Below are 14,259 nucleotides of genomic sequence, written 5' to 3'. Positions count from 1 at the left end.
ATGAAGAAAATCATGAATAAACCGGAAACCTTGGTTCGGGAAATGTGCAATGGGCTTGTGCTGGCGCATCCTGAGTTAGCGTTCAGCCCTAAATTCAAAGTGATTTCCAAAAAAGAGATCAACCAAGATAAAGTTACGCTGATCAGCGGCGGCGGAAGTGGCCACGAACCAGCTCATGCCGGATTCGTTGGAAGTGGTATGCTGGATGCGGCCGTGTGCGGCGATGTGTTTGCTTCCCCGTCCCAAATCCAGGTGTATCAAGCGATCCGCAGCTCTGCGAGTAATAAGGGAACGCTGCTTATTATCAAAAATTACAGCGGCGACATCATGAACTTCAAAAATGCGGCCCACCTTGCGAGCGAGGACGGTATCCAAGTGGATTATGTGAAGGTCGACGATGACATCGCCGTTGAAGACAGTCTCTATACGGTAGGGAGAAGAGGGGTTGCCGGAACGGTGCTCGTTCATAAGGTAGCCGGAGCAGCCGCAGAAGCGGGACTGTCCCTGCCGGAAGTGAAAGAAGCAGCGCAGCATGCGATTAACCATGTTCGCAGCATCGGCTTCGCGTTTACCTCTTGCACCGTGCCCGCCAAGGGAACTCCGACGTTTCATATCGAAGATAACGAGATGGAATACGGCGTCGGTATTCACGGCGAACCGGGAATCCGCAGGGAGAACGTTGTTCCTGCAGATGAGCTGGCGCAGCGGATGGTCACATCTTTGCTGGACAACTTGCAGATGAATGATTCTGCAGAGAACGAAGTTGCCGTATTAATCAATGGGTTTGGCGGCACGCCGCTGCAGGAGCTGTACTTGCTGAACAATTCGGTGATGCGCGAATTGGCGTCCCGGAACAAGCGGGTATTCAAAGTATTCGTCGGCAACTATATGACCAGCATCGATATGGCAGGCGCATCGGTGACAATCATGAAGCTGGACGAGACGCTTAAGAAGTGGCTGTCTGCGCCGTGCGATACGCCGGCACTGTCGGTTAAGGGATCTTTTGAGCCCGTGAACTATACCGAGGTTATTCAAGAAGAGAAGTCAGAGAGCACAGTTTCGTATAAAAACAATACGGATGCTGACGCTGCGGTGATTAAAAACAACCGGTTATCCTTGCAAAATATCGTATATCTGATCGATCAAATGAGTGAGGTCATCATCGAGAACGAGGTGCCGTTCTGCGAGCTCGACGCCCATGCCGGAGACGGCGATTTCGGCATGAGCGTCGCCAAGGGCTTCAAGCAGCTCAAGGCGGAGTGGGACGATATTCTGACCCACCATCTCAGCGATATCGGCGATTTCCTCGACGCCTGCTCGATGATCATCATGGAGCATTGCGGCGGGGCTTCCGGACCGATCTGGGGATCCGCATTCCGTGCAGCGAGTAAATCTGCCGGTCAGAAGCAAGAATTGTCCGTTCAAGAGGTCGCGGATATGATGCAGGCCGTTGTGAAAGGAATCCAGGGTACGGGCGAAAGATCGTTCGGAAGAGGAGCTGTCGTCGGTGACAAGACATTGATCGATGCGCTCGTGCCTTTCGCGGACGCCTGGACGCAGAGCGCAGAGCAAGGTGAAGAGATGAAGCCGGCAGCGATCAAGGCGGCTGAAGCGGCGGTGCTCGGAGCGCAGAAGACGGCAGACATCGTTGCCCGAATGGGAAGAGCGGGGACGGTAGGCGAACGCAGCATCGGATACCCGGATGCGGGCGCACACGCGCTCGGGGTTATTTTCACGGAGCTTGCCAAAGTGATGAGGTAATGTACAAATATACCGATTTATAGATTAGTCCAATGTGTGGTGTCATAATTAATGAGAAATGAATAAATATGCATTAGTATGCATATTTTTTGAAGCTCCCTTATTTAAGGGGGCTTTTACTTTTATGTGATGAGTAAAAGCGCCTTATCAAGGAGAAAAGTGTCGGAGTGTATGAATATATACAAATACAAAGTCTCGGAAATTAAGGCCATTTGTTTTAACGATGTAAGTTTTTGTCTAGATCTGAGGACAAAAACTTATCTTCCGATAAGGCGAATAGATGATACCAGTGTTTGCGATATGATACTGTTACTTAACCCGTAATCATACTGTATAGTGTAACCTAAATTGGATACGAGCGCGGTGGGTCATTTGCAGTTTTTGAAATGTCAGACGACAAAGAGACTTTTAAAGCTGCATCTTTTTTTAATTACCCAAACTTTTATCCTAACTGGATGACAAGAATTTGGTACTTTCTCGAAGAAGACAAGAACTTTGAATACTTAGGTGATGAAATACTCATCAAGGTTCCTTTTACAACAGCTAAGCGAGATGCTTCAATGAAGCCATAGGATGACGAGGAAAGCGTTAATGACAGGGATCGATTAATTAGATCTTCTCATCTTTCAAAAAGGACGCTCGATGCATTAAACTACCAATCTGTAGTTTGACCAATAATATAACTGCAGATAACAATTTATATATATCATTGCAACCTAACGATTTTAGTTATAATGTTGTTGTAAGATTAAAAAGAATATCATATTTTGGAAGGTGCAAATGGCTGCTTCATTAAAACAAAATTAAAAAAAATGATTAGTGTTCGTAGAAGTTATGGTGAACTTAGAAAATGTGAATTCCACATTCATACCCCTGCTTCCCATGATTACAGATTAATTAACGATAAAGATTGTGAGTACTTGAATGTTGAAGAGATAATTTTATACGCGAATGAATTGAATTATTTTAATGAATCTCAAAAGGAATTAATGCTTCAGAAAAATATTGCAAGGGAATTTGACGATTTCGCAACTTTAAGCTACTTTGCTGAAAAAGGCTATAATTCATTTAAAGAACATGTAGGCTGCTTTGTTCACGATGGCCCCATCCTGCTTCACTTTAAAGTGAATGGCATCCATGTAAACGACGGCATACACGCCCTGAAGCGGCCGGTTCTGCCATTCTTTAATGAGCGGCACAATTTTATTGGTGACATTGGAGATGAGGGTGGGTGACACTTCAATGCCGTACAGATTTTGCAAATGGTCCTGGATCTCGCGGGTACTGACGCCCTTGGCATACAAAGCGATGATCTGATCTTCGATGCCCGTTACGTTCTTTTGATGCTTCTGTACAACGACCGGCTCAAACTCTCCCAGCCGATCCCGTGGAACCGTGATCTCCTGCTCCCCGTACTCGCTGACAACGGTCTTTTTGCTTTTGCCGTTGCGGCTATTGGGTGTCATCTTGGCCTTGACCTCATGTTTCTCGTAACCCAAATGCGTATCCAATTCTGCTTCCAGCATCTCCTGAAGTGTTTCTGCAAACAGCTCTTTCAAGGCATTCTGCGCATCCTGAGCCGTTACCAGCTTATTCTCCTTAATGTGTTCTCCCCAACCTTTCTATTACTTTCCATTTTAAAAGATTCGGGAGTTTACACAAACTATTTTACAGACTCGGGAAATCCGAATTATCGTGAAAATATGCCCAACCATTTCGGCATAGCCCTACCGCTCCCGCTTTGACGCTTGAGTGTTCATATTCAGAACAAACAATGCGAAGACCTCTGATTTCAAAAATTTGCTCAAATTCATCAAAAGGAAACGAAATAATTACCTAAAAAATTGTAATACTACAAAAACAGGGAAGCCGATCGAACAGCTTCCCTCGTCTTATGGATTTTTTTACTTAGAAGTTACCTGCTATTTTGTGCGCTAGTCGGATTGCCTTTTCTTTAAACTGCGGCGCTTGTTCAGGATACTCGGCCATCCCTTCAACAAAGATGCCTTTAACGTCAGTTATCCCCACAAAATCCATAATGACTTTTAGGTGACGGTGCCCCATTTCAAAACTTTCGGTTGGCGTTTTTGAGCCTTGTGAAATTACACTTCCGCTAGCTTGAATGTGAACCACTTTTTTATCGCCGAGCAAGCCGACTCTGCCAACGTCAGGAAGATATTTGAATGTCTTTCCTACGATGCAGAAGGAGTCAATATATGATTTCATCACTGGGGGATAGGAGTAATTCCATATAGGAGTGACAAAGATATATTTATCTGCGGCCACAAATTGATCGGCAAGTTCATTGATACGTCCGATTTTCGTTTGCTCCGCAAGCGTCAATTGTTCGAAAGCAGTACCACTTTTAAGCTTGTCCCACCCGTTTAAAACATCGGCGTCCAGTTGCGGGATATTCATTTTATACAAATCGAGATGGATCAGCTCATCCTGTGGATGAGCTGAACGGTAAGCTTGCACAAATTCTTTTCCTACTGCCAAGGAATAGGATTGCTCATCATCGCGCGGGTGAGCTGTGATATAAAGTACTGTTGCCATAGTGAAGAAAAGCCTCCCTTTTCGATGTGACGACTGCCGATTTAATTGCGGGGCAAAACGTCTACTATTTGACGCGTTGAGACGTTAAGCCGGTTGTAAAGGTTAGCCGTGGCGATCCCGGTAATGAGCGTAGCCAGTGCCGCTTCATCATAGTGAAGGGCCGCTTCCTTGTACACTTCGTCTGGCACCGGATCGGTATTGTCATGCAGTCGAGTCATCGACTCACTGAGCGCAAGAGCAGCACGTTCCGCGTCTGTGAAATTTGACGTTTCGCGCCAAGCGGATACGGCTAGAAGTCGCTCAGCCGACTCGCCTGCAGCCATAGCATTACGGGAATGAAGATCAACGCAGACGCTATCTCCGTTGATTTGGCTGATACGAAAGTAGGCAAGGAAGAGAGTACGAGCCGGTACACCGTTTTTCTCGGCTGACGCAAATATGCCTTTGCCCAATGCCTGCAAGGATTGGCCCACTTCGGGCAAAATTATAACAGGGTTTTTCATTCTGGATTGCATAGGAAACACTCCTTTGTTGATATGATAGAAGCCTAAATTCGGCCTCTAACTATAATGACGTGTCAAACGGAGAGAGTGTGACCAACACAGATGATTGGCTTTTGTCACATTGGCTGAATATAATTCGTCAATATAATAAAGCAATTCTAATGATTAACATTGATGTAAAAGACATTGTGATGAGGGAGAACTCAGTCGTATGGAAGAGCAATTCGAATCGTACCGAAATCATCTGCAGGCCATGGCCTACCGCATGCTCGGATCATTGACAGAAGCGGAGGATGCCGTGCAAGAATCGTGGTTACGTCTTCATCGTTCAGATAGAAGCGAGATTAAGAATTTAGGAGGATGGCTGACCACAGTCATATCGCGGATTTGTCTCGACATGTTGCGCTCGAGAAAAGCCAGGCGTGAGGAATTCATGGACGAACATTTGCCCGAAATTTTCTCTAACTCTGAAGATCAATACAATCCTGAACAAGAAGCACTGTTGGCCGATTCAGTCGGACTTGCACTGCTTGTCGTGTTAGACAAACTAATTCCAGCGGAACGGATTGCCTTTGTGCTGCATGATATCTTTGCCATGCCATTCAGCGAAATTGCACCCATTGTGGGAAAATCCGAACTCGCCGCTAGAAAGCTTGCGAGCCGGGCGCGCCGAAAAGTGAAAGGAAAAGAGACGAGTTCACAAACCGATTTGGAGAGTCAGCGTAAACTCGTTGACGCTTTCCTGGCTGCAGCATACGCTGGAGATTTCGATTCGCTGGTATCGGTGCTAGATCCGGATGTGGTGCTTCGAGATGATCGTGAAACAGGCGCCCGAATCGAAACTCGGGGAGCCACTGCCCTAGCGCAGAAGGTAGTAGGACGCGCCAAAGCCGCACAAGTGGCCCTTGTGGATGGATGCATCGGGGCGATTGCGGCTCCAGGCGGGAAGTTACTTTACGTGATTCAGTTCACAATGAAAGATGGAAAAATCGCCGAGGTAGACTTGATCTCCAACTCTGCACACCTTGAGCAACTTGACTTAACGATTTTTGGGGATTAAACGATCACCTGCTCAAAGCAGGTGGATAAATCTTACAAACGAGCAGTAGAGTTCAATAAGTGTATAGTAAAATTGGGATCAGGTTAGATGGAGGTAATTATATATGGGATTAGAGGCTGATCTATATTCGTTGAAATATGACATGCTTGATGACTGTGTTGATTTATTCATTGACATTTTCTCAAAAGAACCTTGGAATGATGTTTATGAGTCAAGAAAACAAGTTGTAGATTTTTTTGAGAATTACATGAAAAACAATTATTTTATTGGTTGCGTTCTAAAAATAGGCGATGAACTTGTTGGATTGAGCATAGGTACAAAAAAGCCATGTTTAAAAGGAATGGAATATTTCATTGATCAATTTTGTTTAAGTGAAAAATTCCAAGGACAAGGAGCAGGTAGCAAGTTTCTAGAGCTTATCGAATCTGACATTAAAAAGCAGGATATAAATACTATCGTGTTAACAACTTCCAAGGGATTCCCATCAGAAAAATTTTATATTAAAAATGGATTCAAAATATCTGACAATGCAATTCTTCTTGCCAAGTAAGAGGTTCCGAATTAATAGATGAAATTCCGTTAAACTCTAAATAGAATAAAACATTTTAAAGCTATATAGGCTGAACTTAAGAACTACAAATCATCTTTACAAAACATCCTGAATTGGGTAATAGAAGAAAGATCAACCATTAGGACGTGATCAGGAATGAAGACAAAATCAAACAAAGTCAAAATGTTGGAAACGGCTCTTCGAGAGACCTCAGACAAACGAATGTACGAACGCTATCTTGCTGTCCTTCATCATCTAGAAGGCCATACGAACCGAGAAATCGCAAGGATGATATCAAGCGCACGGAGAAAACCATCAGTGGCTATATTCGCAGTTACCATGAAGGCGGTATCAATGCGCTGGCGCTTGGCCACTCCCCCGGAAAGCCGCATAGATTAAGCGATGAACAGGAACAAATATTAGCTGAAACCATTGCCACTAAGCGACCAGTTGACGTGGGCATCGAGGCCAAATATAACTGGACGCTAAAGCTGGCTATGCTCTTTGTTGAACGTGAATTCCGGAAAATGTTTACAGAGAGAGGGATGTCCAAATTGCTTCATCGGTTGGGGTTTAGTTACACGAAAGCCACGTACACACTGGAATCAGCTGATCCAGATGAACAAGAAACCTTTCGCAACAAAACCTTCCCTGCGCTAAAAAAAAGCTTATAGACAACCAAATCGATCACTTGCTGTTCGAGGATGAGTCTATGATTCGTGCCTATCAATCCTTGCAATACAACTGGTTTCCCAAAGGCCATCAGCGTAAGATTCCAACCTACGGTCGGCATCAAGGTGCAAAGTTATTCGGCGTATTGAATTATGAAACCGGAGAAATTCTGTATCGTGACGGTGAGCGTTATGATGCGCCCGCATTCATTCAGTTTCTTGATACCGTTCTAAAGGCGTATCCGACCGGCAAGATTGTTATGATCTTAGACAATGGGAAAATTCACCACGCGAAGCAGGTCCAGAGGTACTTGCACCAGCATTCTCGCCTGGATTTTGTCTTCTTACCCAAATACTCGCCCGAGCTCAATCTTGTGGAGGGACTTTGGAAATGGCTGAAGAGCGACGTGGTTCACAATGTATTTTACAAGAAGTTTTATCATATTCGAGTTAACATCGCTGCGTTTATGAGACGAGTCAATATCCACCGGATGGAGACTATTGACCGCCTTTGCATCCGTCTGTAAATCAAAAGTTCAGTTTATATAGAAAGTCTTTTACTCTAGATTATCTATTTAATCCAGTGACCAGTATTCAAAAAAACATTTACAAATCTATATAAATAGATATAATGATCTCTATGGAACCTATTTTAATTTACAAAGCGTTATCCAATGAGACCCGTTGTCAAATCATGGATTGGCTGAAAAACCCGGAGCATCATTTTGAGGAGAAAAAATATATGGAATACGGCATCAGCTTCCGGACCGGAATTTGTGTAGCCGATATTCAAAAGAAGAGCGGGCTGGCGCAATCCGTCATTTCCAATTATCTGCTGACACTTCAAAGAGCGGGACTGCTTGAGTCCGAGCGTATCGGAAAGTGGACCTATTATCGCCGGAATGAACAGACCATCAAGGAATTTTCCGAGTATATTCAAAACAAACTATAAGGAGGTGTTTTTTTGTTTATATCCATCTAGATATATAGATATATAATTGAATATAGACAGTGAAACTGCGGACTAACATATCTACATATACAGATATGAAAATACAAATGACAGAATAGGAGCATCATTTCTTTGAGACAGAAACAAGTGAACCCTTTACTTATTATCATGTTGGCTTTAGGTGTTTTTGGCATTATTACGACGGAAATGGGTATCGTTGGCGTTCTGCCCCAAGTGGCCCGGAAATTTAATATCACGGCATCGCAGGCGGGTACGCTCGTCAGTGTGTTTGCCCTTGTGGTCGCCATCTCGGGCCCCTTTCTGACATTATTGGCATCCGGTATCAACCGGAAAGTGATTCTTCTTATCGCAGTATTCATGTTTGCGGTGTCCAATATCGTGTACGCCATGACATCGAAATTCGAAGTGATGCTGGCGTTCCGGATCATTCCGGCCTGCTTTCATCCGGTCTTTTTTTCCGTGGCTTTGGTCACTGCGGCCCAGCTGGTTCCACCCGAGAAGAGCAGTAAAGCGGTCACGAAGGTATTTGCCGGGATTACGGTCGGATTTGCATTTGGTGTGCCTTTGACATCTTACCTCGGGGAAAAGGTTTCACTGGAAACCGCATTTTTGTTTGGAGCGGCTGTTAGTGCGATTGCCTTTGCAGGTATATTGGCCTGGCTCCCGTCCATGCCGGTTAAGAACAAAATGTCATTCGGCAAACAGTTGAGGATATTGCGGAAACCCGCATTGTGGTTAAATATAACGTCGGTAATTTTTATTTTTGCAGCGATGTTTTCGGTGTACAGTTATTTTGCGGAATACCTCGGCCAGGTTACACCTATGAACGGATCGGCGATCAGTGTGATGCTGATGGGTTTTGGAATCATCATGATTTTCGGTAATTTCGTTTTTGGGGCCATGCTGCAAAAAAACATTCGGGTGACCGTATTGCTGTTCCCTATCCTGTATATTGCGGTTTATGTACTGCTGTATAGTCTGGCACCATACTGGATTCCGGCCATGATCGTTGTGGTTTTATGGGGGATGGTCCATTCCGGAGGATTAATTGTCAGCCAAACATGGCTGACAACGGTGACGGAAGATGCACCGGAGTTTGGCAACAGCTTGTTTGTATCGTTTTCCAACCTGGGCATTACACTGGGCACCACGGTAGGGGGCTGGTTGATAGCCGTTGCGGGTATCCATCAGTTAATCTGGAGCGGAATCGTGTTTGCGATCCTTGCCCTGGCTTCGATTTTGCTCAAAATAAAATATGTTCCTTCGTAAATCGGAAGCCAGCCTAGCGCAAGGTAATGTGCCGCAGGCTTCCCGTGCTTGATTCGTTGTTCCCAAATGCCCTTCCAACCGTTTTTTTTTGTAAAACTGAAAGACCTCCTATAATGGATTTGCAGCGGGAAGAAACAATTTTTTTGTTACCATATTTGCACGCAGGGCTTACACGCCTCGGCTATCAGATGTATAATCATGGAAGTAGCAGACAGATAATGCCCCAGCCTAAGATAACAGCTATCTAGGGCTGGGGCATTTTTTATTGACTATTTTAGAAATGAAGATCGTCAGCAATCCGGAAAAGGAACGGCATCTTAAAAACCATTGGAAGGGAGTGTTTACCCTGGAACTTCAAGAAATCAATCAGAGATTAAAGGAAACAAGGGATGTATTGCTTACAATCCTCAATGGATTGAACGGAGATCAGCTGAACAGGCGGCATGATTCAAACAGTTGGAGTATCAGTCAGGTATGTCAACATCTATATAAGACAGAAGAATTGTATGTGGTTGCTATTAAAAGAGGATTGAAGGGCAAGGAAGATTCAATTATTGAGAATAAACCTTTGGAATTTCTGCTTGACAGAAGTAGAAAGTTAGAAGCTCCTGACATTGCTAAACCAACCGATGAAATTATAGAATATCAAGAAATTGTCGAGAAACTGCATCATTCTAGAGAGAAGCTAACGGAACTGCTCCATTCATTAGAAGACCCTTCCGTGCTAAGCAGAAGACATTTCACCCACCCTGTCTTTAAAGAGATGTTATTAATTGAATGGGTTAAATCACTGTACTTGCATGAACAAAGACATATTAAACAAATAAATGAAATTATCGAAGGATTCAAATAAATTTTTTGCTTATTTTGATATGATAGGAGCAAGAAAAAATGGGAAGTGAGAAGCTGTGGACAAAAAGGCAAAAAAGATATTATTACAAACGTTCTGGTCATCCAGCGGCTGCAAAGCCAGCATCAGAGCGTTACAAAAGAAAAGGCTTCGGCTGCTTTTCTGCACAGCTTGTCTACGAAACAGGTGCATATGCGAAGCGCGCTCTCTAGCTGGGCGCTGACCTCGCGGCTGCCACTTCATACGTACGAAGAACGGTGCTCGGCCGTGCCGAATTACAGGCAGCTTGCGGGGATTGCAATCACGCAGGGATTCAGTCGGATCGTGATTATGCGCAGCTCGACTTGAACGTGCTGAATTTCGAACGGGTCAAATGGGGCGGCGTCCGCTTGAATCATCTGCTCTACTGCTGGCTCGATCTGGAGCTGTTGAGCCATGAGGAGACCTTAACGGTGGGTGATGAAGATATCGGCATCCTGCGGGGCCTGATTGAAGCCGTTGAAGACTGTACCGAACAAGAAAGCCCACGTCACTTGGAGAAGCGATGGAAGGATATTCTGCCTTCAAGCAAGCATGAACGAGACGTGCTCATGGAAGTTTGGGGATATGCAGGCTCAGCGCGAGTGGAAGGCAGCCTTCGGACGCATGAAGCGGGAGCTGAAAGACATTGATCCTGCTTTCGCCCGTTCCTCCTCATGGTGGGGGATTGTGCTGGAGGAAATGGAGGATCGCTTGCGTTAGCCCAATGGAGCATCTAGGCTGCAACGCATGAACAGTCATTGACCATGCCCTTGGGGATTGGTTTACAATACTAGCCAAGAGGTGATAGAGATGCTGATCAGTGAGGCGGCCAAGAGATGCGGCATAACGAAGAAGGCGATTGGATACTATGAGCAGCAGGGACTCCTTGACGTGAAATATAACGGCAGCGGGTACCGGTATTACACGGAGCAGGATTTGATTCGGTTGAAAGAAATTACGATTCTGAGAAAGCTCGGCATGAATGTGGCGGAGATTCGCCAGGTCTTAGAGAGCGAGGATAAACACCTGGCTTTATGCAATTACCGCTTGAGGAAACAGCTGCATATGATGCAATTGCAGGCACAGGACCGTTATTTGGCATATCTGCTCGAGCATCGTCCCACGATCGAACAAGCCTTTGAAGAGCTGGACCATCGTCTGGATGTCGGCATGACCATCAAGGAGAAGCTGCAGCTGGCATTTCCGGGTAGCTATGGCATGTACTTGGCGATGCATTTCGGAAAATACTTGAATGAGCCTCTCGACAGTAAGGAGAAAATCGAAGCCTACCATGCCATCGTCGATTTCCTGGACCAATTGACTGAACTCGAATTCCCGGAGGACGTGCAGTCATGGATTACCGAAGCGCTTGAATCCTGGACAGACAGCGATATCGAGAAGATGGAGGGAGCCATCGATACAGCACTGAATGACATGGAGCATTTTATGAAGTCGAAGCAGGATGTGCTGGAGAAGTATGCTGCCTATCAGCAATCGGAAATGTATATATCTAGTCCTGCTTATCGGTTAAAGTCTTTGCTGGTCAAATTTCAGCAAAATAGCGGCTATTATGATGTTTTCATTCCGAATCTAATGCGTTTGAGCACCTCATACCGCCAGTACCAAGAAAAGCTGCAGGCAGCGAATGAGGTGTGGTTGGCCAGCAACCCGCAAGTGAGCGGCTGTCCTGACGATAAGGCAACATGAGATGCGGTGCGCTCGAACCCCTTGTCGTTAAGAGATGGAGTGGACCACCGAGCGGCCTGAAATGTTACTGAAACCAGCTCATCCCAGGATAGACTGAATGGAGTTGCCGATGAATATCGATGGAGAAGCATCTTTGAAGATATGTCTCTAACGAGTTTATGAATTCATGAAACAATATCAAAAAAGCTAACCGCGATACGGTTAGCTTTTTTGCTTCAATTTAGTTTGTATTCTCCGATTCCATCCTCACGAGTGCAAACAAGGCGCGTTATCCCTACTCCTTCAAAGAGCCAATCAACAGCCCTTTAATAAAATATCGCTGCAGGAACGGATAGAACAGCACCACCGGGCCGATCGTCAGAATGGCGGTAGCCATCTTCACCGATTCCTGAGGGAGCGTCTGGCTGCCGAGAATGGCTCCGCTGCTCTGCATCTGCTGGATCATGCTGATCTCGGAGTTCAGCTTAAACAGCAGGTACTGAAGGGGATACAGCTTCTCGTTGTCCACCAGCATGATGGCGTTGAACCAGTTGTTCCAGTAGGCAATGCCGTAGAACAGCGTGATCGTGGCAAGGACGGGCATGCACAGCGGGAAGTAGATCCGGAACGCGATATAGAAATCGCTCGCGCCGTCGATCTTGGCCGCCTCCGTAAGGGATGGCGGAATTTGGGACATGTAGTTGCGCACGAGAAACAGGTTGAACGGGTTAAACACCAAGGACGGAATGATCAGGGCCCAGATCGTGTTGTTCATGCCGAGATTGAGGTTGATCAGATACCATGGCACCAGGCCCGTGTTAAACACCATCGTAATGAAAAAGAACAGTCCGAGCCCGTTGCGGTAACGAATATGCTTGGCGGCCAGCGTATATCCGGCCATGGACGTAATGGTGACCGCAAGGATCGTGCCGACCACCGTCACGAGGATCGAGATCATATAACTTCGGTAAAGCGGCGTGCTGCCGAACAGGAGCAGCTTGTAGGCATCCAGCGACAGCTCGCTCGGAAAGAGCTGATAGCCGAATTGCTTAATGCTGGCTTCGTCGGTAAAGGACACCATGAGTACAAGCAGCATCGGCAGGATGCAAAGAATGGAGATGATGCCAATCAGGGCGGTGTTTACGGCGTCGAAAAATTTGGGTCTGGACGTCATCTAAGTTAGGCTCCTTTCCGAGTGGTTCCGGCACGCTTTAGAACAAGGCATGGTCCGGATTCACCTTTTTCACGATTTTGTTGCTGCCCCATACGAGAATAAAGCCGACCACGGATTGATACAGTCCGACGGCCATGGCCTGTGCCGGATTCCCGATGGTGCGGAGGGAACGGAACACATACGTATCGATAACGTCAACCGTCGGATACAGCAGCCCGTTGTCCTTCACGATGGCATAGATCATGTCGAAGCTGCCGTACATGATTTTGCCCAAGGCCAGCAGGGTCAGGATGGATATGGTCGGCAGCATGAGCGGAATGGTGATATGGCGGATGAGCTGCCACCGGGTAGCGCCGTCGATCCGGCCGGCTTCATAGTAACTGTCATCAATCCCGGTAATGGCCGCCAGATAGATGACGAGGTTCATTCCAAGGTCCTTCCAAACGGCCGCGGTCGTAAGAATCCACGTCCAGTATTGCGGAGAGGCGTACCAGTTGACGGGGTCGATGTGGAAGAACGCCAGAATCCGGTTGAGGATACCGTAGTCGGTCGACAGCAAGCTGTAGATGATGTAGCTGACGATGACCCAGGACAAGAAATGCGGGAAAAGAATGGTGGATTGCGTCACCCTCGAGAACCAGCGGCTGCGCAGTTCATTGAACAGAATGGCCAGCGCCATGGCTCCGAGCGTGCCGACGATGATGAATAGAAAATTGAGCTTCAAGGTGTTGAAGGTGACCTCCCACGCCCGGGGTGACGAGAAGAAGAACTTGAAATTGTCAAAGCCGACCCAGGCGGAGTTGAAGAGTCCTGTCTTGAAGTTGAATTTCTGAAACGCAATGAGCATGTACGGAAGCGTGAAATAACCGAAGACCAGCGTATAGATGGCAGCCGGTACGACGAGCAGGTAGGCGGATCCGTTCGAGCGGATTTCACGCAGGAAGCCGGAGCGGCTTTTTTTCATGAGTAGGCACGTCCTTTCGAAAGTGATGGGGGCTGCAAGACTAGCAGTTCTGATTCGAGTGTAAAGAGAGTTGCCGCGTGCAGTAAACTATGAAAATGGAGTTTGAGCGGATTGAAGGGGGGAACGACTGCTTTAAAAAACGGCAAAAACTTTAAATTTGAGTATTTCGCACAGCGTCGCCAGGATTGAATAATGACCGGAAAGGCTTTGTTTTATAAGGG

14 protein-coding genes and 2 pseudogenes are annotated in these 14,259 nt (G+C 46.2%); 11 read left to right on the top strand and 5 right to left on the bottom strand.

Features of this window, described 5'->3' with window-relative positions:
- Together dhaK and J7E85_RS04755 are read left to right on the top strand one after the other, a co-directional pair.
- Positions 1-1,761 (top strand): dihydroxyacetone kinase subunit DhaK, encoded by a 1,761-nt coding sequence (gene dhaK / locus J7E85_RS04760; protein ID WP_215155518.1) that lies wholly within the window; start codon positions 1-3, stop codon positions 1,759-1,761.
- Between the two features lie 386 nt (positions 1,762-2,147).
- A complete protein-coding gene (locus tag J7E85_RS04755; RefSeq protein ID WP_215155516.1) occupies positions 2,148-2,333 on the top strand; it encodes a hypothetical protein in 186 nt (61 codons plus the stop codon).
- Between the two features lie 504 nt (positions 2,334-2,837).
- Here J7E85_RS04755 and J7E85_RS04750 read toward each other — a convergent pair.
- The 3 genes and pseudogenes from J7E85_RS04750 to J7E85_RS04740 all read right to left on the bottom strand — a co-directional run.
- Positions 2,838-3,365: pseudogene (locus J7E85_RS04750) on the bottom strand (IS256 family transposase); the annotation flags it as partial.
- A gap of 304 nt (positions 3,366-3,669) precedes the next feature.
- Positions 3,670-4,317, bottom strand: coding sequence for an FMN-dependent NADH-azoreductase (locus J7E85_RS04745; protein WP_215155515.1), 648 nt, complete (start codon positions 4,315-4,317; stop codon positions 3,670-3,672).
- Positions 4,318-4,358: 41 nt separating this feature from the next.
- Entirely contained in the window at positions 4,359-4,832 is a 474-nt protein-coding gene (locus J7E85_RS04740) for a carboxymuconolactone decarboxylase family protein (protein WP_215155514.1), read from the bottom strand.
- A 199-nt stretch (positions 4,833-5,031) separates the two neighbouring features.
- Here J7E85_RS04740 and J7E85_RS04735 point away from each other — a divergent pair, with 199 nt between their 5' ends.
- The 9 genes and pseudogenes from J7E85_RS04735 to J7E85_RS04700 all read left to right on the top strand — a co-directional run bounded on the left by J7E85_RS04735 (position 5,032) and on the right by J7E85_RS04700 (position 11,921).
- On the top strand, positions 5,032-5,880 hold the full coding sequence (locus J7E85_RS04735; protein ID WP_215155513.1) for a sigma-70 family RNA polymerase sigma factor: 849 nt from the start codon (positions 5,032-5,034) through the stop codon (positions 5,878-5,880).
- Positions 5,881-5,983: 103 nt separating this feature from the next.
- A complete protein-coding gene (locus tag J7E85_RS04730; RefSeq protein ID WP_215155512.1) occupies positions 5,984-6,430 on the top strand; it encodes a GNAT family N-acetyltransferase in 447 nt (148 codons plus the stop codon).
- A gap of 156 nt (positions 6,431-6,586) precedes the next feature.
- Positions 6,587-7,628 (top strand): annotated as a pseudogene (locus tag J7E85_RS04725) (IS630 family transposase).
- A 113-nt stretch (positions 7,629-7,741) separates the two neighbouring features.
- The gene (locus J7E85_RS04720) at positions 7,742-8,053 is read left to right on the top strand and encodes an ArsR/SmtB family transcription factor (protein ID WP_076325855.1); all 312 of its coding nucleotides are present in this window, start codon (positions 7,742-7,744) and stop codon (positions 8,051-8,053) included.
- 168 nt (positions 8,054-8,221) lie between these two features.
- Positions 8,222-9,343 carry an MFS transporter gene (locus tag J7E85_RS04715; protein WP_215155654.1) on the top strand — a complete coding sequence of 374 codons (1,122 nt, stop codon included), beginning with the start codon at positions 8,222-8,224 and terminating at the stop codon, positions 9,341-9,343.
- A gap of 346 nt (positions 9,344-9,689) precedes the next feature.
- A complete protein-coding gene (locus J7E85_RS04710) occupies positions 9,690-10,196 on the top strand; it encodes a DinB family protein (protein WP_215155652.1) in 507 nt (168 codons plus the stop codon).
- Positions 10,197-10,241: 45 nt separating this feature from the next.
- Entirely contained in the window at positions 10,242-10,541 is a 300-nt protein-coding gene (locus J7E85_RS35085; protein WP_483311297.1) for a hypothetical protein, read from the top strand.
- On the top strand, positions 10,538-10,864 hold the full coding sequence (locus tag J7E85_RS35080) for a hypothetical protein (protein ID WP_483311296.1): 327 nt from the start codon (positions 10,538-10,540) through the stop codon (positions 10,862-10,864). The genes J7E85_RS35085 and J7E85_RS35080 overlap by 4 nt, the downstream gene beginning before the upstream one ends.
- Before the next feature lie 160 nt (positions 10,865-11,024).
- Positions 11,025-11,921 (top strand): MerR family transcriptional regulator, encoded by an 897-nt coding sequence (locus tag J7E85_RS04700; RefSeq protein WP_215155511.1) that lies wholly within the window; start codon positions 11,025-11,027, stop codon positions 11,919-11,921.
- A 274-nt stretch (positions 11,922-12,195) separates the two neighbouring features.
- Here the strand turns inward: J7E85_RS04700 and J7E85_RS04695 are convergent, their stop codons facing one another.
- Together J7E85_RS04695 and J7E85_RS04690 are read right to left on the bottom strand one after the other, a co-directional pair.
- Positions 12,196-13,074 (bottom strand): carbohydrate ABC transporter permease, encoded by an 879-nt coding sequence (locus J7E85_RS04695; protein ID WP_215155510.1) that lies wholly within the window; start codon positions 13,072-13,074, stop codon positions 12,196-12,198.
- A gap of 37 nt (positions 13,075-13,111) precedes the next feature.
- Entirely contained in the window at positions 13,112-14,038 is a 927-nt protein-coding gene (locus J7E85_RS04690; RefSeq protein ID WP_215155509.1) for an ABC transporter permease, read from the bottom strand.
- Positions 14,039-14,259: the final 221 nt, after the last annotated feature.

This window comes from Paenibacillus sp. ISL-20, from assembly GCF_018613005.1.
Lineage (GTDB): Bacteria > Bacillota > Bacilli > Paenibacillales > Paenibacillaceae > Paenibacillus_AQ.
This window is presented reverse-complemented; position numbering and strand designations above follow the sequence as displayed.

Bases quoted from the DNA above. Each gene is read 5' to 3' on its own strand.
- dhaK (WP_215155518.1), top strand. From the start codon at position 1: ATGAAGAAAATCATGAATAAACCGGAAACCTTGGTTCGGGAAATGTGC.
- J7E85_RS04755 (WP_215155516.1), top strand. From the start codon at position 2,148: ATGTCAGACGACAAAGAGACTTTTAAAGCTGCATCTTTTTTTAATTAC.
- J7E85_RS04745 (WP_215155515.1), bottom strand. From the start codon at position 4,317: ATGGCAACAGTACTTTATATCACAGCTCACCCGCGCGATGATGAGCAA.
- J7E85_RS04740 (WP_215155514.1), bottom strand. From the start codon at position 4,832: ATGCAATCCAGAATGAAAAACCCTGTTATAATTTTGCCCGAAGTGGGC.
- J7E85_RS04735 (WP_215155513.1), top strand. From the start codon at position 5,032: ATGGAAGAGCAATTCGAATCGTACCGAAATCATCTGCAGGCCATGGCC.
- J7E85_RS04730 (WP_215155512.1), top strand. From the start codon at position 5,984: ATGGGATTAGAGGCTGATCTATATTCGTTGAAATATGACATGCTTGAT.
- J7E85_RS04720 (WP_076325855.1), top strand. From the start codon at position 7,742: ATGGAACCTATTTTAATTTACAAAGCGTTATCCAATGAGACCCGTTGT.
- J7E85_RS04715 (WP_215155654.1), top strand. From the start codon at position 8,222: ATGTTGGCTTTAGGTGTTTTTGGCATTATTACGACGGAAATGGGTATC.
- J7E85_RS04700 (WP_215155511.1), top strand. From the start codon at position 11,025: ATGCTGATCAGTGAGGCGGCCAAGAGATGCGGCATAACGAAGAAGGCG.
- J7E85_RS04695 (WP_215155510.1), bottom strand. From the start codon at position 13,074: ATGACGTCCAGACCCAAATTTTTCGACGCCGTAAACACCGCCCTGATT.
- J7E85_RS04690 (WP_215155509.1), bottom strand. From the start codon at position 14,038: ATGAAAAAAAGCCGCTCCGGCTTCCTGCGTGAAATCCGCTCGAACGGA.